The organism is Bacillus paramobilis (assembly GCF_038096195.1).
Taxonomy (GTDB): Bacteria; Bacillota; Bacilli; order Bacillales; family Bacillaceae_G; genus Bacillus_A; species Bacillus_A mobilis.
The window spans coordinates 120350-140352 of record NZ_CP151108.1; the positions used below are offsets into that span (position 1 = coordinate 120350).

The 20003-nt window shown below is 36.7% G+C and carries 23 protein-coding genes; 14 read left to right on the plus strand and 9 right to left on the minus strand.

Features of this window, described 5'->3' with window-relative positions:
* Positions 1–15: 15 nt before the first annotated feature.
* The 3 genes from AABL52_RS00565 to AABL52_RS00575 all read left to right on the plus strand — a co-directional run bounded on the left by AABL52_RS00565 (position 16) and on the right by AABL52_RS00575 (position 1735).
* Positions 16–1008 (plus strand): potassium channel family protein, encoded by a 993-nt coding sequence (locus AABL52_RS00565; RefSeq protein WP_341519679.1) that lies wholly within the window; start codon positions 16–18, stop codon positions 1006–1008.
* A gap of 6 nt (positions 1009–1014) precedes the next feature.
* The gene (locus tag AABL52_RS00570) at positions 1015–1302 is read left to right on the plus strand and encodes a YwdI family protein (RefSeq protein WP_016085414.1); all 288 of its coding nucleotides are present in this window, start codon (positions 1015–1017) and stop codon (positions 1300–1302) included.
* A 64-nt stretch (positions 1303–1366) separates the two neighbouring features.
* Positions 1367–1735 carry a DUF423 domain-containing protein gene (locus tag AABL52_RS00575; RefSeq protein WP_000688322.1) on the plus strand — a complete coding sequence of 123 codons (369 nt, stop codon included), beginning with the start codon at positions 1367–1369 and terminating at the stop codon, positions 1733–1735.
* 30 nt (positions 1736–1765) lie between these two features.
* Here the strand turns inward: AABL52_RS00575 and gerQ are convergent, their stop codons facing one another.
* The 4 genes from gerQ to hemQ all read right to left on the minus strand — a co-directional run bounded on the left by gerQ (position 1766) and on the right by hemQ (position 5035).
* The gene (gene gerQ / locus AABL52_RS00580) at positions 1766–2194 is read right to left on the minus strand and encodes a spore coat protein GerQ (protein WP_016085415.1); all 429 of its coding nucleotides are present in this window, start codon (positions 2192–2194) and stop codon (positions 1766–1768) included.
* Positions 2195–2221: 27 nt separating this feature from the next.
* Complete coding sequence (cwlJ, locus tag AABL52_RS00585; RefSeq protein ID WP_000538163.1) at positions 2222–2644, minus strand: cell wall hydrolase CwlJ; 423 nt, start codon at positions 2642–2644, stop codon at positions 2222–2224.
* A gap of 174 nt (positions 2645–2818) precedes the next feature.
* Entirely contained in the window at positions 2819–4090 is a 1272-nt protein-coding gene (locus AABL52_RS00590) for a serine hydrolase (protein ID WP_098405338.1), read from the minus strand.
* 201 nt (positions 4091–4291) lie between these two features.
* On the minus strand, positions 4292–5035 hold the full coding sequence (hemQ, locus tag AABL52_RS00595; protein ID WP_016085417.1) for a hydrogen peroxide-dependent heme synthase: 744 nt from the start codon (positions 5033–5035) through the stop codon (positions 4292–4294).
* 280 nt (positions 5036–5315) lie between these two features.
* Here hemQ and pta point away from each other — a divergent pair, with 280 nt between their 5' ends.
* Positions 5316–6287 carry a phosphate acetyltransferase gene (pta, locus tag AABL52_RS00600; protein WP_341518744.1) on the plus strand — a complete coding sequence of 324 codons (972 nt, stop codon included), beginning with the start codon at positions 5316–5318 and terminating at the stop codon, positions 6285–6287.
* Between the two features lie 48 nt (positions 6288–6335).
* On the opposite strand, the gene AABL52_RS00605 is transcribed toward pta, so the two are convergent.
* Positions 6336–7181, minus strand: a complete 846-nt coding sequence (locus tag AABL52_RS00605) for a lipoate--protein ligase family protein (RefSeq protein ID WP_000071956.1) — start codon at positions 7179–7181, stop codon at positions 6336–6338.
* A 175-nt stretch (positions 7182–7356) separates the two neighbouring features.
* On the opposite strand from AABL52_RS00605, the gene AABL52_RS00610 reads away from it, so the two are divergent.
* The gene (locus tag AABL52_RS00610) at positions 7357–7947 is read left to right on the plus strand and encodes a lipoprotein BA_5634 family protein (protein WP_341518745.1); all 591 of its coding nucleotides are present in this window, start codon (positions 7357–7359) and stop codon (positions 7945–7947) included.
* Positions 7948–7976: 29 nt separating this feature from the next.
* On the opposite strand, the gene AABL52_RS00615 is transcribed toward AABL52_RS00610, so the two are convergent.
* Positions 7977–8669, minus strand: a complete 693-nt coding sequence (locus AABL52_RS00615) for an RsfA family transcriptional regulator (RefSeq protein WP_000868363.1) — start codon at positions 8667–8669, stop codon at positions 7977–7979.
* A gap of 284 nt (positions 8670–8953) precedes the next feature.
* Between AABL52_RS00615 and AABL52_RS00620 the strand changes: the two genes are divergently transcribed.
* The 6 genes from AABL52_RS00620 (at position 8954) to AABL52_RS00645 (ending at position 14982) form a co-directional block, all read left to right on the plus strand.
* A complete protein-coding gene (locus AABL52_RS00620) occupies positions 8954–9178 on the plus strand; it encodes a DUF1450 domain-containing protein (RefSeq protein WP_073517724.1) in 225 nt (74 codons plus the stop codon).
* Between the two features lie 319 nt (positions 9179–9497).
* Positions 9498–10553 (plus strand): FecCD family ABC transporter permease, encoded by a 1056-nt coding sequence (locus AABL52_RS00625; protein WP_341518746.1) that lies wholly within the window; start codon positions 9498–9500, stop codon positions 10551–10553.
* On the plus strand, positions 10550–11566 hold the full coding sequence (locus AABL52_RS00630) for a FecCD family ABC transporter permease (protein ID WP_341518747.1): 1017 nt from the start codon (positions 10550–10552) through the stop codon (positions 11564–11566). The genes AABL52_RS00625 and AABL52_RS00630 overlap by 4 nt, the downstream gene beginning before the upstream one ends.
* 15 nt (positions 11567–11581) lie before the next feature.
* The gene (locus tag AABL52_RS00635; protein ID WP_000212061.1) at positions 11582–12394 is read left to right on the plus strand and encodes an ABC transporter ATP-binding protein; all 813 of its coding nucleotides are present in this window, start codon (positions 11582–11584) and stop codon (positions 12392–12394) included.
* A gap of 189 nt (positions 12395–12583) precedes the next feature.
* Positions 12584–13531: an ABC transporter substrate-binding protein gene (locus tag AABL52_RS00640; RefSeq protein ID WP_000787719.1), complete on the plus strand. Its 948-nt coding sequence runs from the start codon at positions 12584–12586 to the stop codon at positions 13529–13531.
* Positions 13532–13677: 146 nt separating this feature from the next.
* Complete coding sequence (locus tag AABL52_RS00645; protein ID WP_000262748.1) at positions 13678–14982, plus strand: HD domain-containing protein; 1305 nt, start codon at positions 13678–13680, stop codon at positions 14980–14982.
* Between the two features lie 39 nt (positions 14983–15021).
* Here AABL52_RS00645 and AABL52_RS00650 read toward each other — a convergent pair whose 3' ends face one another.
* The gene (locus tag AABL52_RS00650) at positions 15022–15207 is read right to left on the minus strand and encodes a 2-hydroxymuconate tautomerase (RefSeq protein ID WP_001147171.1); all 186 of its coding nucleotides are present in this window, start codon (positions 15205–15207) and stop codon (positions 15022–15024) included.
* Between the two features lie 112 nt (positions 15208–15319).
* On the opposite strand from AABL52_RS00650, the gene AABL52_RS00655 reads away from it, so the two are divergent.
* A complete protein-coding gene (locus AABL52_RS00655; RefSeq protein WP_000372449.1) occupies positions 15320–15994 on the plus strand; it encodes a site-2 protease family protein in 675 nt (224 codons plus the stop codon).
* 25 nt (positions 15995–16019) lie between these two features.
* Positions 16020–16529, plus strand: coding sequence for a YwhD family protein (locus AABL52_RS00660; protein ID WP_000136683.1), 510 nt, complete (start codon positions 16020–16022; stop codon positions 16527–16529).
* A 34-nt stretch (positions 16530–16563) separates the two neighbouring features.
* On the opposite strand, the gene AABL52_RS00665 is transcribed toward AABL52_RS00660, so the two are convergent.
* Both AABL52_RS00665 and AABL52_RS00670 read right to left on the minus strand, forming a co-directional pair.
* The gene (locus AABL52_RS00665; protein ID WP_341518748.1) at positions 16564–18615 is read right to left on the minus strand and encodes a transglycosylase domain-containing protein; all 2052 of its coding nucleotides are present in this window, start codon (positions 18613–18615) and stop codon (positions 16564–16566) included.
* Positions 18616–18717: 102 nt separating this feature from the next.
* Positions 18718–19443: a glycerophosphodiester phosphodiesterase gene (locus AABL52_RS00670; RefSeq protein ID WP_341518749.1), complete on the minus strand. Its 726-nt coding sequence runs from the start codon at positions 19441–19443 to the stop codon at positions 18718–18720.
* A gap of 152 nt (positions 19444–19595) precedes the next feature.
* Between AABL52_RS00670 and AABL52_RS00675 the strand changes: the two genes are divergently transcribed.
* The gene (locus tag AABL52_RS00675; protein ID WP_000276565.1) at positions 19596–20003 is read left to right on the plus strand and encodes a MerR family transcriptional regulator; all 408 of its coding nucleotides are present in this window, start codon (positions 19596–19598) and stop codon (positions 20001–20003) included.

The window sequence follows — 20003 nt, forward strand, 5'->3', positions numbered from 1 at the left end:
GAGTTGAAACACGATATGAATGCACGTAAGCAATTATGGATAGCAGTTATATGCATGACTTTTGTTGTAATTCTAGGAACATTAGGATTTATGACAATTGAAGAGATTAGTTTGTTTCAAGCATTTTGGATGACGATGATTACCGTATTAACTGTTGGATATGGAGACGCCGTTCCTGTAACACAGGCAGGGAAAGTTTTTGCGCTTCTTATCATACCTGTTGGCGTCGGTATTGTTACGTATGCAATTGGTGTAGTGGCAGCTATGATTATTGAAGGGAATTTATTTCATGCAGTACGGAGGAAGAAGATGGATAAACAAATAGCGCAGTTACAAAATCATATTATTGTATGTGGTTGTGGTAGAGTAGGGCTTCAAGTTGTACATGAATTGCAAGAAAAGAAAATTCCATTTGTCGTCGTGGATAAAGATGAAAGCATATTAGAGAAGGAAAAACTTTTGTATGTACACGGAGATGCAACGGAAGACCAAGTGTTACATCATGCTGGAATTTCGAAGGCAGCGGGTTTAGTTGCTATCGTTGCAAATGATGCTGAAAATGTATTTATTACATTAACGGCAAGAGGATTAAACGATGCAATTAAAATTGTGGCAAGAGCAGAAAAACCAGAAACTGAAGACAAACTAAAGAGGGCTGGGGCAAATAAGGTGATTAATCCATCTAGCATGGCAGGAATTCATATTGCAAAAGGTATTGCGAATCCGCTAACAGTTCATTATATTGATACAGTACTGTATGGCGTGGAGCAGTCATTTGTAATTGAAGAAATCGCAGTCGGCGAGGGTTCTATTTTAGCTAGTAAATCGTTACTAGAGAGTGATGTGAGAAATCAATTTGATGTAACAATTTTAGCGATTTTGAGAAATGGGAATGTTATACATAATCCAACGGGGCAGGAAAAACTACAAGAACATGATATGATAATAGTGTTTGGTTCAGTAGAGAAGCTGGGACAATTTGAGAAAGAACTACAAAGTACGAGGTGATAAGGAATGCAAATATCGAGCGATAAGATTTTAAATAAAATGGCGAATGAAATTGCAAAGGCAAAAAGTAGTGAAGGGCAAAAATCAAAAGATCATTTATTAGTTGTGCGCGCTTTATGTGATTTACTATTAGATGAACAGGCTGAATCTCCTACGTATAGAGAGCCGCAAATTCAATCGCAAGTAATTGGAACGCAGCCTATAACGACAGTTCAACCGGTTATGCCAGTTTCTGGAGAACCTGTGTATATAAAAGAAGAAGGTGCAAATGGTAATTCATTATTTGATTTTTAATGATTAAATCGTTTGGCTTATATGAAAAAATTGCTTATGATAAAGGTAAAAAAGGGGAATTAAGATGAAAATTTTCTTTTTACTAGGTTGTATTGCAGCGGGATTATCTGTTGCGTTAGGGGCTTTTGGAGCACACGGTTTAGAAAATAAAGTTTCTGCAAAAATGTTAGAAGTTTGGAAAACTGGTGTTACATATCAAATGTTTCATGCAGGTGGACTATTCGTAGTTGCTTTATTAATGGATAAGATTCAATCATCACTTTTAACTACTGCTGGCTGGCTTATGGTAGCTGGGATTATTATGTTTTCAGGTAGTTTGTATGCATTAAGTACGACAGGTATTAAGTTCTTTGGCCCAATTACACCTCTTGGTGGTGTAGCGTTTATCGTGGCATGGATCTTAGTCGGAACTGCAGTTGTAAAAGGGTTATAAAAAACAAAAGCTGGCATACGCCAGCTTTTTTTATGGTCTTGGAGCATAAGTTGCTTGTTGACTAGGTAAATACATAATTTCTTCTGGGAATTCTACATAATCTAAGTAAATCATTAGTAGTAAATAACGTTTTCCTGATTGTGGCTCACTAATTACGATATGATCACGACCAGCTGCTTCGATAATACCTGTATACGATTGTGTACCGAGTGAGCTACCACGCTCATAAGTCATTACAACTGTGGCTTGCTTGCCCTTGTTCAAACGAAGAATATTTTCAATATACGACTGTTCTAATGGTAACATGCCTTGAGAAACAGCATATTGAGCTTGCGCAGCTTGTTGTTGCATCGCTTGCTGTTGTTGCTGTTGCTGTGGGGTCATTTGTTGCGGTTGTACGTAAGTTCCAGATGGTTGATAGAAACCTGTTCCGTAATACGGGTTTTGTTGCTGTGCCATTCAAAAATCCCTCCTCATTATCAATCCTTAATATACGCCAGGACAATCCTCGCCAGATGGCTGGAAGAAGCAGTGCTTTTTGAAGCGACCAGAGTTTTGTTGATTATACCAAGTTGGTGGACAAGGGCCTTCAGGTCTAAAAAACCACAAGGAAAAGTTAGCAGGCCAAAAACGTTGTCCTTGAATCGTTCGCCTTGCTAATGCGATATCTTGTTCTCTTGCACGCTGATAAAAATACCCTTTTTGCGTTGCCTCAAAACCGCCAGGATTTTGATACACCATTTGACGTAAATTACGTATTTTTTTAAAATCTAAACAATTTCCGCGGACACGATTTACACCTACGTTTCCGACCATTAACATTCCTTGTTGCCCTTCTCCTTCGGCTTCAGCACGCATCAGTCTAGCTAATAACTTTACATCTTCTTCGTTATAAGCAATAACGCCCATTATGTGTCACCTCTCTTTTTGGAATACCTTTTGGAAAGAGGTTATTTCTAGATGAAGTGTGGAACAATTACTAGTTCATACGTATGAGGAAAAGGACTCAGATATGACAACCAAACGAAGTTTTACATTGAGAGAGGAAAATAAAAAAAGCTAGCATGAGCTAGCTTTTCATCATTAAAATACTTTAGACCATAAGTTTGAGAAGAAATCACCGATAGAGCGCATTGTTAATACGAACCAATTTGCTTTTTCAACATCTTCTGTCGTTTTTGCAGTAACTTTCATACTTTTACTACCGTCTAAGAAACCATATTTATCAGTTGATTCTAAAGTAATTGAGCCTACTTTGGCATCTTTCTTAATAGGAGCAACTAAATGGCCATCTTCAGCAAGTGATTTACTTGCTTCCGTCCCAATTTTGTAAGTGGGTTTGCTCCCTTTTTTCGTAATCACCGTTATTTCTTTCTCGGGTGCAACTGTTACTTGATCTTCTTTCCCCTGTACTACAGGGATTGTATTGTTTTTATCAATTTTTAATTTTTGTTTTTCAAAGTTATTAAATCCATATTCAATTAATGCACGAGATTCAGTGAAACGCTCGTCCATTGATTTTGTTTTAATAATAACTGAAATAAGGCGTAATTCACCACGTTTTGCTGTAATAGTGAATCCGTATCCAGCAGTATCAGAACTACCAGTTTTTAAACCGTCTGTTCCTTCATAAGAGAAAGCGGCACCTGGTAACATCCAGTTCCAGTTTTCCATACGAATTGGTTTCGGATGATTATCTGGGAAGTTTCTAAATCTTTGTTTTGTATCCTCTAGCATTTCTGGATACTTTGTAATCATTGCTTTTGAAAGCATACCCATATCGCGAGCTGACATGGAATTTTCTCCATTCGGATCAGTTCCTTCAGGATGTTTTCCCTTTAAGTCAGCGTTGTTTAACCCAGTAGCGTTTACAAATTTATATTTCTTTAACCCTAGTTTTTTTGCATGTTCATTTGCAAGATTTAAGAAGTTTTTCTCACTTCCTGCAAGAAGTTCTGCTAAGGCAATACTAGATCCGTTTGCAGAGAAGATAACGATAGAATGATATAATTCTCTTACAGTATATTGACGTCCCTTTTCGAATGGAACGTTAGAGAATTCATTATTACGTGAAACTTCATAAGCGTAATCAGAAATGTTTACCTTTGTATCCCAAGTGATTTTACCCTCTTTAATTGCTTCTAATACGGCATAAACAACAATTAATTTTGACATACTAGCGATAGCTAGTAATTCATCTGGATTTTGTTCATGCAGTATTTTTCCTGTATCTGCATCAAATAGAAGTGCAGCTGCTGCCTCAATATGTATTTTTTCTTCCGCATGGGATGTTGTTACTCCTAAGGAAGAAATTGACAATAAAAGCGCTAGTAAAATAGACAAGATTTTCTTCATATAGATTATCACCTTCGCATCGTTATTAGCATGTAGCTCGTCCCATTTTAGCATAAATTTGGATATGAAAAGGTTACAATTTCACACGAAATTTGAAAAGAATTTGTCGATTTTTGTTCAAAATTGCAGGGAAAAGGAGGTTTTTGGGGATAAATATAGAGAAGAATAAAAAAAGGAACGAATTTCGTTCCTTTTCACCATTTATATGTGTAAAAATTTCTCTACTTTTTCATCTGGTAAAATGTTTCCAACGAAGAATGTTCCAAATTCACCATAACGAGCACTTACTTCATCGAAGCGCATTTCATATATAAGTTTTTTAAATTGAAGAACATCGTCAGCAAATAATGTTACGCCCCATTCGAAATCGTCGAATCCAACAGATCCTGAAATGACTTGACGTACCTTACCTGCGTATTGACGACCAATTTTGCTATGACTGTACATCATTTTTTTACGCTCTTCCATAGGAAGCATGTACCAGTTGTCATCACCTTGGCGACGCTTGTCCATTGGGTAGAAGCAAATGTGATTTGCTTTTGGTAGTTCTGGATATAAGCGAGCTAAGATTTGTGGATTTTGGTATGGATCTTCATCAGCTGGAAGGTAGTTGCTTAGTTCAACAACAGATACGTAAGAGTATGCAGGAACCATATATTCAGCTAATGTTGTTTTATTCAATTCTGTCTCAATTTCATTTAACTCTTCCATTGTTGGACGTAAAATCATAAGCATAATATCAGCTTTTTGGCCAACAACTGTATACATTGCATGACTGCCTTTTTTTGCAGCAGCTACTTCGTTCCATTTTTCAACGACATTTAAAAATTCAGACACTGCCTGTCCGCGTTCGTCGCTAGATAATGTTTTCCATGCAGCCCAATCAATAGAACGTAAATCATGTAAACAATACCAGCCATCTAACGTTGTTGTTGCTTCACTCATTCTATTCACCTCAGTTAATGATAGTTTTACACGTTAACTATAGCATATATAGTTTTAAAATCATCTATATAAAACCTTGGCGCATAAAATTGTCACATTTAAATTTATGTGAAAATAGGAGAAGATAAGGATTAAAGGGGCTTTATTTCTAGGCTGAATTTTATGAAAATATAATCATTTTCATTTTATCTATTTTTTGGGAGCTATAAGTTTAAAATATAGAGGAAAAGCAGTATTCTTAAAGATAGAGTTTTTTTAACATATGTAGGAGGGTTTATTCGTGAGCAACTTATTTACAACAGTAAAAGAAAAAGTTCAAGGAAAAGGCATTTCTATCGTACTTCCTGAAGGAACTGATGAAAGAATTTTAGGCGCTGCAGGGCGTTTAGCAAAAGAAGAGTTAGTAAAACCAATCTTAGTTGGTAATAAAGAAGAAATTAGCGCAAAAGCTGCTAGCTTGAATTTAACATTAGCAGGCGTTGATATTTATGACCCAGCTACATACGAAGAAATGGATGCGATGGTAGCATCTTTCGTTGAACGCCGTAAAGGTAAAGCAACTGAAGAAGACGCTCGCAAAATCCTTAAAGACGAAAACTACTTCGGTACAATGCTTGTATACATGGGCAAAGCACACGGTTTAGTAAGTGGTGCAGCTCACTCTACAGCTGATACAGTTCGTCCAGCACTTCAAATCATTAAAACAAAACCAGGCGTTACAAAAACTTCGGGCGTATTCATTATGGTACGTGAAGAAGAGAAATATGTATTCGCTGATTGCGCAATTAACATTGCACCAAACAGCCAAGACTTAGCTGAAATTGGTATCGAGAGTGCGAAAACTGCTGAACTATTCGGTATTGATCCACGCGTTGCTATGTTAAGCTTCTCTACAAAAGGTTCTGCGAAATCTCCAGAAACAGAAAAAGTTGTAGAAGCAACTCGCATTGCAAAAGAAATGGCTCCAGAATTAACTTTAGATGGAGAATTCCAATTCGATGCTGCATTCGTACCATCTGTAGCTGAGAAAAAAGCTCCAGGTTCTACAATTAAAGGTGATGCTAACGTATTCGTATTCCCAAGCTTAGAAGCTGGTAATATTGGCTACAAAATCGCTCAACGTTTAGGTAACTTCGAAGCAGTAGGACCAATCTTACAAGGTTTAAACATGCCTGTAAATGATCTATCTCGTGGATGTAACGAAGAAGAAGTGTACAAGTTAGCTTTAATTACAGCTGCTCAAGCACTTTAATTCTATAATGAATTGAAATAAAGACCGTCGCTATAATAGCGACGGTCTTTATTTTTCTAAGCCAAGTGCTTTATTATTACGATCAATAATACGTTGTAAATTCGTCTCATATAAAGGTATTTCATCTATTGTTAATTGAGATGGTGTTAACTTTGGAGCGAATTGCTGTAATGTTTTTAAAAGGCGCATCATTAAATCTTGTACTGTAATGGTTTCGCCAAGTAATTCTGAAAGTGAAGCCATCGTACTCGGTACAATTTCAGGATACGTAAAGCGTGTTTCTTCTCCTTGAATGGCTAGATTGTAGAAATCACGAACGAGTGCGGCACGTTCAGAGCCACTCCCTGTAGCGCATAGATAAATTTGGACAGCGACGCCGCCGCGAATACGGCGCTGTGAAATACCAGCAAATTTTTGATCGCGAATACTTAAATCGTAGCTACCAGGACAGTAAGAACCAACGATTTCTTTTGCCTCGATTGTAACATCGTAATCCTTTAACATTTCCTGAATTAAATGCCACATTGTATCGTATCCAAGATCAATATCGATGCCTTTTTCCGTCTCTTGGAATAAAAGTGATACGTTTAAAACACCTTCATCCAGTACGACTGCAAGTCCGCCAGAATTACGGACGATAACATTGAAGTTGTTTTCTTTTAAAAAGGAAATGCCTTCTTCTAAGTGTGGTAGGCGTGAATCTTGAATGCCAAGAACAATTGTATTGTGATGAACCCAAGAACGCATTGTTGCAGCTGATTGACCGTTTCCAATGCTTGTGCATAATGTGTCATCCATTGCGAATGACTGCAATGCATGGAATGTTGGACCCAAACTAGACTGATCTACAATACGCCACTCTGGCTGAGATAAAATGGAACGGGAATTGCTCATATAACTAACCCCTTATCTTTAAAATGACAATCTCTATTATAGCAAAAAATAATGAAAGTAGTTTTTAAGAGGGAATCTTACTGAATTGTAAGGTTATCGTAAGGAAAGTGAATTGGTTAAACGAGCTGCGACAGTTAAACTAAGAGATGCAATGATGATTTTAGGAGGAATACAGATGAAAAAAGTTAAATTAGGACTCGTAGCGATTATGTCGGCTGCCGTATTTAGTGGCTGTTCTATTATGGATATGATTGCACCACAAGCAAAGGGCGTTGTTATGTATGGAGATGAAACAGGCGTTCAAAAAACAATGGATCAATATAAAGATAAAATTGAATCTCAAAATAAATTTGAAGCAAAACTAGGTACTGTTAATGAGAAAAAGGTTTTAATTATGAATAAAACAACAGCTGAAAAGATGGTAAAAGAAAACATGCTGAAAAAAGTAGTGAAAGAAGATGTAGAACCAATTAAAGCATTGCCGGCTATTTCTGATGAAGCTGGAATTGTATTTGCTAAAGAGGAACAAAAAGATGTAGTAATTGATGGAAAGAAAATGAAGTATGAAGGTAATGTAGTAATTGGTGATGCGCGTAAATATACAGATATGTATGCGGTTGTTAGTGATACGGAATATGCAAAAATAAGTGAACCGGTAAAAACGATTGGATTAGCAGCTTTTAAAGAAAATCCAAAGGAAAAAATTTTCCCAGATATAAAGAGAGGTTCTAACGTAGAAGAAGTGCATATGGTTGAAGTGAAATAACAAAAAAGGATGCATGCAATGCATCCTTTTTATTCTGCAATTTTTTCTAAATTACCGTTTCGATCCATTCGGAAAGATGTTTGAGAACGTTCCTCGTCATCCATAACTGCCAACTTACGAGCGCGGTTCATAATATTCATAAGTGTTTCGTAATCTTCTTGTACAGTATGAGATTGTTTTTCTAATTTTTCTAGTTTCTTTTCTAGTTCTTCATTTCGAAGGATTTGTGATTTGATTTCTTGTTTCAATCTCGTATTCTCGTTTTCAAGGGCTGTCACTTTTATATTGGAAGATCCGACTGTTTGTAAAAAATAAATAACATCTTGCATTGTCATAGAGCCCTTTGCAGCAGGAACCGTAGATTCTTGATATGGAATAGCTTCTTTATATTGTACAATTGCTTCCTCTTGTACAAATTCTTCATAATCAGTTATCGCCTCTGAAGCTGGTGGTGTATAAAGTAAACGTTTTTTCGCTTGTTCACCGCTTGCAGCACGCATTTTATCTTTACGATGTTTTTTTGCTAGTTGAAGAGCTTGTTCATAACTATAGCGAACAACAGCATTCCAACGGAAACCACAGGCAGCCGATGTACGATTTAATTGATCTCCTACTTCTTCAAATGCATTTAATTGAGTACTTCCTTCTCGAACGTGACGAAGTACAGTTTCAGCAAGTAATAAATCATCCTCATCTGTCCAAGCATCTTGTCTTACTTTCATAGATTTAACTCCCTTTCTTTTTATGAACTTCCTATTTTTATAATGGGCAAAAAAAGGAGCTTTTATACAAAGCTTTTAAAAATATGGTAGATTTCGATGAAAGGAAAAAATTTTGCCAAGAATGACGGAAGCTTCTGTAGGAGAACATATAAAAATGTAGCATTATATGAGGAAAGAGCGTCGCAAGGAAACTTGCAACGAGCTTCAAAGAGCGGTAAAATACCATTTAGTGTTTATTTTTAAATGTACTTGAGAAAAGTTTAAAATAGAGGAAGTGTTATATAATGGGAAACGAATTTCGTGTGTGTGATGATTGTCAGGCAACGAACGTTAAAACGTTAATTCCGAAGTTAAAAAAGGTAGATTCATGTGCAAAAATTGAGGTGGCATGTCAGTCTTACTGTGGTCCTGGTCGTAAAAAATCATTTGCATTTGTAAATAACCGTCCAGTTGCGGCTCCAACAGAAGACGAATTAATTGTAAAAATTGAAGCAAAGTTAAATAAGTAAGGAAAAGAAGAGTGAACAGATTACTCTTCTTTTTTTATGCCCATAAAGAGGAAGGATTTATTCTGTGAAAGCTTAATTGGTGATAATAATATTTAATGCCAGATAGATATTATCTATTTATTAAGGTCTCAACCTATATGAATTTGTATTTCAAAATAATAGTTGACAGTCTTTGGAAGCGATAGGTAGAATAGAAGGTGTCTGATTCTGAGAATCATTATCAGGAGAATAACAATTCATTTAATTTTTTTATTACTATTTGAGAATAAATTTCATTTCATTAAATTAAATATATGTTGTTGGTTAGGATGGTTGAGGGATGGAAGCGAGCGCAAGGAGTATAGAACAGCAAGATGTGGATGTTAAAGAGATTAAGAGCAGGCCGCTCGTTGCTTCTATTATTTTAGTAGCAGGTACAATTTTGTTAGCTTTAAGCATGGCATTGTCTATTTCGTTTGGTGCTGCAGATATTAGTTTAAAGACTGTATGGCAAGCTGTGTTTCAGTTTGACGGTTCTATTACGCATCATAACGTAATTCAAGAACTTCGCATGCCTAGAGCAATAGGGGGCGTAGTTGCAGGTGCCTTTTTAGCGGTATCAGGTGCAATTATGCAAGGTATGACGCGAAATCCACTTGCTTCTCCATCGTTAATGGGGATTACAGATGGGGCTGTATTTGGAATTGCGATTATGTATGCATTCTTCCCTAATTCACCGTATTTAATGTTCGTTATCGCATCTTTTATTGGTGCTGCGTTTGGAGCGAGCATTGTATATGGAATTGGATCTTCTTCACCAGGTGGATTAACACCTGTGAAATTAGCTTTAGCCGGTGCAGCAATTAGTGCTTTATTAGGGGCCATTTCATCTGGAATTGCGCTATATTTCAACCTTGCCCAAGAGGTGAGTATGTGGAATGCAGGCGGAGTTGCTGGCGTGAAATGGGAAAGTATTAATATGTTAGTACCGATTGGTCTAGTTTGTCTCTTAATTGCAATTATGATGTCGAGGTATATTACAATTTTAAGCTTCGGTGAAGAAATTGCGATTGGACTTGGTCAAAATACGACATTAATTAAATTTATCGGGACAGTACTTGTTCTTGTGCTAACAGGTTCTGCAGTTTCTATGGCAGGATCGGTTGGATTTGTTGGTCTTGTAATCCCACATATGACTCGTTTCCTTGTAGGCTCAGACTATAGATGGGTTATTCCATGTTCTGCGGTCTTAGGCGGACTGTTAATTGAATGTGCAGATATGTTATCTCGCGTTATTAATCCGCCGTTTGAAACGCCAATTGGAGCAATTACAGCGCTAATTGGTGTTCCATTCTTCCTCTACTTAGCACGTAACGAAGGGAGAGGGAAAATGTGAGGACAAGTGTCTTAACAAAAAAGAACGTTTCTATTTTAACAATTTTAGTAGGATTAATCGTTACTGTATTTTTAGTAAGTTTAAATACAGGGACATTTAAAATACCACCAATGGATGTATTAAGGTCATTGGTTGGACTTGGGGCTGAAGATCAGTCTGTTATTTTATTTGAATTCCGTATGCCACGTATGGTTATTGCTATATTAGTCGGATCTGCTTTAGCCATGTCAGGTGCGATTTTGCAAGGGTTATCACGAAATCCACTTGCTGATCCAGGTATTATCGGTATTAACGCTGGAGCGGGATTAACAGTTGTTATATTCGTTTACTTTTTCTTCGGGAAAGTTGGGACTGGTACATTTTTATCTGTATTTATCCTTCCATTCTTCGCGTTAGTTGGTGCGATATTAGCAGCAGTTATTATTTATTTACTAGCATGGAAAGACGGCGTTTCATCAACGAGATTAATACTTGTCGGTATCGCTGTTGCAGCCGGGTTTGGTGCTGTTAGTTTAATTTTTTCTATGAAGATGACATCTAACGATTTCCGTTTTGCTACGATTTGGTTAGCAGGAAGTTTGTGGGGCACAGATTGGAAGTTCGTGCTAAGTGTACTTCCATGGATGGTTATTTTCTTACCACTTGCAATTAGTAAGGCACACATATTAAATGTAATGAACCTAGGCGACTCCACAGCTGTTGGCCTTGGTTTAAATGTAGAAAAAGAAAGACGTAAATTATTATTTATTGCAGTTTGTTTAGCTGGTGCATCTGTCGCTGTTGCCGGAGGGATTGGCTTTATCGGTTTAATGGCTCCGCATTTGGCGAGGCGCCTTGTTGGTGGTAAACATCAAATTATGCTTCCTACCGCTGCACTAATAGGGACATTTTTACTTTTATTCGCAGACGTAATTTCAAGAAGCGTGTTAACAACTTCAGAAATACCGGTCGGTCTTGTTATTTCTGTAATTGGTGCACCATATTTCATATACTTACTTATGAGGACAAAATAAAGGGAGGCTTTTTGTATGGCAACTTTAGCAGTTGATGCGGTATCTGTTGGCTATAATGAAGGGTTAATTATTGATGGATTAACAGTTGAAATTCCGGAAGGGAAGATTACAACAATTATTGGACCAAATGGTTGTGGGAAGTCCACATTATTAAAAACGGCTTCTCGTATTTTGAAGGCGAAAAAAGGTACTGTTTACCTTGACGGAAAAGCAATTGAGAAACAACCAACGAAAGAAATCGCAAAGAAAATGGCGATTTTACCACAAACTGCAGAAGTGCCAACAGGTCTTACTGTGTTTGAACTCGTTTCATACGGACGTTTTCCTCATCAAAAAGGATTTGGAACATTGAAAGAAGAGGATTATCGCTACATTCATTGGGCACTTGAAGTGACGGGAATGACAGAATTCGCAAATCGTCCAGCAGAGGCGTTATCAGGTGGACAACGTCAACGCGTATGGATTGCGATGGCTCTTGCACAAGGAACAGAATTACTTGTATTAGATGAACCGACAACGTACTTAGATATGGCACATCAATTAGAAGTATTAAACTTATTGAAAAAGTTAAATGAAGAAGAGGGTAGAACGATTGTTATGGTTATCCATGACTTAAACCATGCTTCTCGTTTCTCAGATCATATGATTGCATTAAAAGCAGGTAAGTTAATGAAGCAAGGAACGCCAGATGAAGTGATGACGAGTGAAACACTTCGTAACGTATTTGAGATTGAAGCTCAAATCGTTCCATGTCCAGTAAACTGTAAACCAATTTGTTTAACATACGATTTAATGATGATTAATAATCAATTACGTAAAAAAGCATAAGTAGAACCCCCTCTTAGAGAGGGGGACTTCTAATGGACGTTGAGCTTCTTATATATGAATGGGAAGTTGAACGCCCGTTAGAATGGGTTATTAACAACAATTAATAAATATATATTGATTGATTGTTATCCTCGTTTCTTATAGTTCATTGTAACTTATAAGAGAAATACAGCTAGAAGGAGTGGGAACATGAAGAATTTTAAAATGGCACTATTAGCAATGGTACTAGTCGTTACTTCTGTACTATTTGCAGCTTGTTCTAACAAAGAAGAAGAGAAGAAAGCAGATGCGAAGGATGCGAAAACTGAAGAGCGCACTGTACAACACGCAAAAGGGGAAATTAAAATCCCTGCAAATCCAAAGAAAATTGCTGACCTTAGTGGTTCAACAGAAGAATTATTAATTTTTGGTATGAAACCAATTATTACTGCTAATACATCTCAAGAAAAAATTGATGCACATATTGAAAAGAAATTAAAAGACGTAAAACCAGTTGGCTCTGCTTGGGGCGATAAAATTAACATCGAAGCAGTAGCTGCTGCAAAACCAGACTTAATTCTTGTAAACAATCGTCAAGAAAAGATCTATGATCAATTATCTAAAATTGCACCAACAGTTATGTTGAAAACTCCATTAGACCAATGGCGTCCAAAATTCGAAGAAGTAGGTCAAATCTTCGGTAAAGAGAAAGAAACAAAAGAATGGTTCAAACAGTATGAAGAAAAAGCAAGTAAATTACATGACAAAATCGTTGCGAAAACTGGCGATGCAACATTCATGAAAATGGCTGCATATCCAAACGCTTTCCGTGTATACGGTGACTACGGTTACGGTAGCGTAATCTTTAATGACTTGAAATTACCAGCAGTTAAAGGTACACCAACGGATAAACCATTGGTACAAGTACAAAAAGAAGCTTTAATCGATTACAACCCAGATTACCTATTTGTATTTACAACTGGTGACGGTTCTCAGCGTCTAAAAGAATTCCAAGAAGAATCCATTTGGAAAAACATGAACGCTGTTAAAAATAACCACGTATTTACAATTAAAAACGAAGACTTAAACAAAGGTTACTTCCCTCTAGGTAAAGAAATGATCTTAGATGAAGTTGCTGAATTCGTTTTAGGTAAATAATGTATAAAAAGAAATCACTTTTACTTCGGTAAAAGTGATTTTTTCTTTATATAAGGGCAATTAATATAGTCTTTCATTTCTTTCTGTTTCCTATTTCGTTTATAATATATAGTAAGAATGCAGTAAAGAAAGGGGGATGTCGGAAGGTGGTATATTTAAACGACAAACTCAGCGAAACAAAAGTGTTTAAAGACCCGGTACATAAATATGTGCATGTGCGCGATCGTGTTATTTGGGATTTAATCGGAACGAAAGAATTTCAACGCTTGCGCCGTATTAAGCAGCTTGGAACGACATTTTTTACATTTCACGGTGCAGAGCATAGTCGCTTTACTCATTCGTTAGGTGTATATGAAATTATTCGTCGTATGATTGATGATGTGTTTGATGGCAGACCGAACTGGAATGCTGAAGATAGATTGTTATGTTTATGTGCGTCCTTACTTCATGATGTCGGTCACGGCCCATTTTCTCACTCGTTTGAAAAGGTATTTTCATTAGATCATGAGAAATTTACGCAAAAAATTATCGTTGGAGACACGGAAATTAACCGTGTATTAAGCCGCGTGGATAAAGACTTTCCGCAAAAGGTGGCCGATGTAATCGCAAAAACATCTACTAATAAATTAGCGATTAGTATGATTTCCAGTCAAATTGATGCAGATCGTATGGACTATTTATTAAGAGATGCGTATTTCACTGGCGTAAAGTATGGAAACTTTGATATGGAACGTATACTACGTGTCATGCGTCCGTATGGGAATCAAGTAGTCATTAAAAATAGTGGTATGCATGCTGTTGAGCATTATATTATGAGTCGTTATCAAATGTATTGGCAAGTATATTTCCACCCCGTAACGCGCAGTGCCGAAGTTATTTTAACGAAGATTTTACACCGTGCAAAATCATTGCACGAGAAGTATTACACATTTAAAAATCATCCGGTTCATTTCTATTCTTTATTTGAAGAAGAAGTAACAGTAGAGGATTATTTAAAGTTAGACGAGAACGTTATGTATTATTACTTCCAAGTATGGCAAGACGAGGAAGATCCAATTTTAAGTGATTTATGCCGCCGTTTTATGAATCGAAACCTATTTAAATATGTAGAGTTTACAGATAAGCACGGTTTAGATAATTGGATGGAATTAAGTAGCTTATTCAAAAAGATTGGACTTGATCCAGAATACTATTTAGTAGTTGATTCAACATCAGACTTACCGTATGACTTTTACCGTGCTGGTGAGGAAGAAGAGCGTCTGCCAATCTTACTTCTTATGCCAAATGGAGAGCTTAGAGAGCTTTCACGTGAATCGGATATTGTTGAGGCAATTACTGGTAAGAAGAGAAGGGATCAAAAACTATTCTACCCGCATGATTTAATCTATGAAGATGGAAGAAAAGGAAAATATAAAGAGAGAATCATCGAGTTACTAGAAGGAAAAAAATAAGAAGCAGCTAAGAGCTGCTTCTTATGAAAGAACTTGAAATTATTTGTCGCTTAAGCGTTTTCCGCCAACTGCATAATGGTTTTTAGACATTTCTTCGATGAAAACAACGATGTTTTCTTCAGGAGCACCAGTTGTTTCGCTTACTGCTGCTGTTACTTTCTCAGCAAGAGCTTTCTTTTGTTCCTCTGTGCGTCCTTCTAGCATTTTCACTGTTACGTATGGCATATATAATCGCTCCTTTTATGTAAGTTACACTCTTATTATAGCGGATTATAGGGAAGAACAATCGAAAAAACAAATATTTTCTTTTTTTGACATATTGAAGAGGAGATGAAGCATGGATCAGTTATTTAGATATCCGTTGCACCAAATTCCGTTGGTAGCAATGGCCATTATTATTGCATTATCAGTGCATGAATTTGCGCATGCATATGTTGCATATAAATTTGGAGACGATACAGCAAAGAAGCAAGGCCGTTTAACATTATCACCGATGGCGCACTTAGATCCTATTGGGATGATCGCTGTATTAATTCTTGGTTTTGGTTGGGCAAGACCTGTTCCTGTTAACCCATATAACTTTAAAAGGCCACGTCTTGCAGGAATATTAGTTTCAATTGCAGGCCCAATTAGTAACTTAATTCTAAGTGCAATTGGTTTAATTATTTGGTATAGCCTATTAACATTTGGTGTATTAGATTCAATTCCATTTGCAGTAGCAGATACATTGGCTCAATTCTTCCGAATTTTTATTATGCTTAATATCGTGTTACTTGTATTTAACTTATTGCCAATTCCGCCACTTGATGGGTATCGAGTTGTGGAAGATCTAGCACCAACAAATATTCGTGCGAAAATGACACAGTATGAAAAGTATGGAGCAATAGCGCTATTAATTCTTGTTATTACACCGCTTAGCAATTATACAATTCAACCTATTTTTAATGTTGTCATTCCATATGTATTTGTATTTTTAGACAGTATCATTTCGCCTATTTTTGGTCTTTTATAATCATTAAGTGAGGAGGAATTTACATATGACAGAGAAAAAGAAAAAAATCGGTTTTAATATCGTGAAAAATGATTCAACAGATGGACATGGTGGTTTTGGTGTTGGAGCATTAAGTCTAGAAAATATTTCACCCGTATTTGTAGATGTACTAGAGAAAACAGCATTTGTTGATATCGGTGCAATGCATGCACGTAGTACAGTCGAAAAAGGTATTAAGTTTTTAACAAATAAAGATGAAGTTCCAAACGGAAAACCATTTTGGCTTGTATGGGTAACGATTGAAAGAACTGCGACAGGTGCTTATTATGCAGGTGTAACAGCTTGTGAAATGACAGTTGACCGTGAAATTCGCCGCGGATATAAATCACTTCCAGAGCACGTAAACAAAATGGATAAATCAATGAAGCGTCACATTATGGTTGACCATATGGATGAATCATCTAAAAAAGTACTTGGTACGTTCTTGAAAGAACATAATGAAGCGATTTGGAACGAATCTAGTGAAGAATTGCGCCGCGCATTATTAAGTGAATAAAAAATAGCTGACGGATGCCCGTCAGCTATTTTTTTTACCAAGGAAGATATTTTTTCCACCAACTTGTTTTTTTCTTTTCCTCAGTTGTCTTTTCAAATTCTTCTTTATCATCAACATGATCCATACAATATTCAGTTGGTTCTGTACCTTTTGCAAAATACATTTTAACTGAAATTGGACAGTTCTTTGTAGCGATTTTTCCGTTTTCAGGGTTAATATCGACTGCAACGACGTCACTTGGTTGTTTAAAATCTTTTTTAGGTTGTCCATCTAATCCTTTTTCCATCGTATCGGTCCATATTCTTTTTGCATATCCTTGTTCTGCTACATTTGAAATCGATTTAGGTTGATCGTATCCAACCCATACACCCGTTACGATTTGTGGGGTAAATCCAATCATCCAACTATCTGTTTCAGTAGAACCAGATTTTCCGGCATATGTTCTTGATAGTTTTGATAACATCGATTGACCAGTTACAGCAGCATAACTGCTTAGTTTTTTATTAAACATACCCGTCATCATTTCTTCCATCACAAACGTTTTGCTCTTATCAAGAACTTGCTTACTTTCTAAATGAGCATCGTATAACATATTTCCTTCATGGTCCATAATGCGGCGAATAAACACTGGTTTTACTTCTTTTCCACCGTTTGCGAACATGCTATAAGCGTTAACCATTTCAATTGGTTTTACAGGAGATGTACCGAGAGCAAGAGACGGAACATCTTTTAATGCGGTAGTAATACCGAATTGCTTCGCTGTTTTTGTAAGAATATCTTCGCCTAAAAATAAATTGGTCTTCACGGCATATACGTTATCAGAGACCGCAAGAGCTTGCGCCATTGTTACAAAATCGTCTGCATAATAGTCTTTATAGTTTTTCGGTTTATACTTTGAAACACCGTCACCTAAAGTGAACACGGTGTATTCGCTTTTTAAGCGCGTAGCAGGGGTGAATCCTCGTTCTAATGCCGCGTAATACAGGAATGGCTTAAACGTAGATCCAGGCTGGCGAGCGGCTTGTGTAGCCCTGTTAAATTGACTTGTATTATAATCAGTTCCACCAACAAGGGCAGCTACTTCACCTGTTTTTGGATTCATAGAGACGAGCGCAGTTTGTATGTTTGTTGTGTCAGGTATATGATCTTTTACAGCTTGCTCTGCGACCGATTGTAATTTAGGGTCTAGCGTTGTATAAATACGTAAACCACCTTTTTGTAAGGCTTGTTCATCCAATCCGATATCACGAAGAAGAGAAGCTTGTACAGCATCTTGGAAATAAGGCGCGATCTCTGCCACTTTTTTCGTATCTAATGAGGCAAAGGTTAATGGCTCTTTCTTCGCTGCCGCAGCTTGTTTCTTCGTAATATAACCTTGTTCTACCATTTCGTCTAATATGAGAGATTGTCGTCCCTTAGCACGATCCTCTTTTAAAAAGGGAGAGTAGATACTAGGGCCTTTCGGAATACCTGCGAGCATACTAGCTTCCGCTAATGTTAATTCTTTTGCTGTTTTATCGAAATATAGACGAGACGCAGCTTCGATTCCGTAAGCACCATGCCCGTAATAAATTGTATTTAAATATCCTTCTAAAATATGATTTTTATTATAGTTCACTTCAAGGCGAATTGTGTACATCGCTTCTAATAGTTTACGTTTCCATGTTTTATCATGATCTAAGTATAGGTTACGAGCATACTGTTGTGTAATCGTACTAGCACCTTGGACTTTTGCCATTGCCTTTAAATCGGCAACAATAGCACCAGCAATACGTTTCATATCAAAGCCATGATGTTTGTAGAATCGTTGATCTTCGATAGATAGTGTCGCCTCTTTTATATAAGGAGAGATTTCATTGAGAGATACATTGTAACGTTTTTGCATTTCATTACTTTGTCCGATAACACTGTCATCGTTAGCGTAAAAGACACTCGTTTGCGGGACAGCAACAGGAGGAGGTCCCATAATTTTTGCAACTATAATAATAACAAAAAAGGAAAAAACGAAAAAAAGAACAGAAGAAAACATTACGGTGAAGAAAAGACGTTTATATTTTTTAAGTTTCGGATTCATAGTTTGATCCATCTTTTTCAGCCCCTCAATACTAATACAAACATTATTGTATTAGTATTGAGGGTTTTCGGTTATTTTAAACAATGAAATTTCGAAAACAAAAAGCTCCTTCAATTAAGAAAGGAGCTCAAAGGCACGTGCTGGCCAATCGGTAATAATGACATCTACGCCATAGTCAATCATAGTTTGTAAATCTTTGTATTCATTAATTGTATAAGGGCGGAAAGCATACCCTTGATTTTGTGCAAATTGGACAAATTCTTTTGTTAATAATTGAAAGTTTGGGTGTAAACCAGTTGCGTTTCTATTTTTTGCTTCAGCAATCGGATCAGCAAGTGGTGTATCATATAAAATTGCTCTTGGAATTTCAGGAGCTATTTCTGCTAGTAATGAAACAGAATCGTGGTTAAACGATGAGAATACAATTTGATTAGATAGATGATATTCACGAACGAGAGCGACAACTTTTTCTTCAATGTTTGGATAGTGAATGACATCTGTTTTTAACTCAATGTTGAGCTGTAACTTTGTTGTAGATAGCCAAATGAATACCTCGCGTAACGTTGGGATTTTTGCTTCATGGAAAGAAGGGTCTTTATGGCTGCCGGCATCTAAAGCCTGTAATTCCGCTACCGTTTTTTCAGAAACAAGACCTATGCCATTTGTTGTACGATCTACTGTTTCATCATGAATCACGGCAAGTTCACCATCTTTTGATAGGTGGACATCAAGTTCAATTCCATGAGCACCAATACGTTCTGCTTCTTGGAAGGCAATCATTGTATTTTCTGGATGTGTTCCTTTTACCCCGCGATGAGCGAAAATAAGTGGTTTATTCATACGGAAATCTCCTTATCGTTTCTTTTCTTTCATTATGAAACTGCTTTTGGAAAAATACAATTGAATAGGATAAACATTTACAAAAGTCTAACAGTTGCACAAAAGTTAACGTTAACGTAAAATGTAATAATCGAGTGAAGGGAGGAATAAACATGTATAAAATTGATGAAGTCACAAAGCAAGTTGGTTTAACAAAACGTACACTTCGTTATTATGAGGAAATTGGTTTAATTCATCCCCCTGAACGTAGTGAGGGGAACATTCGCCTGTATACAGACGAGGACATCGCCAGAATTAAAAGGATTGTGGAAGCGAAAGAAGTGCTAGGGATTACGCTTCAAGAAATGCAACATTTCTTATCATTAAAAGAAAGAATGGAGCAAAGAAGAAATAGTGAGAATCCTCGTGACCGCGAAGTGATTCAAGAAATTAAAGAGATGCTTGAAAAACAAGTGCAAACGCTAGACGAGAAAATGGAGCAAATGCAACGTGTAAAGGCAGAACTTGAAGATAGCTTACATCGTGCAGTGACATTTTTAGATAGCACAAAAGGAGAATGA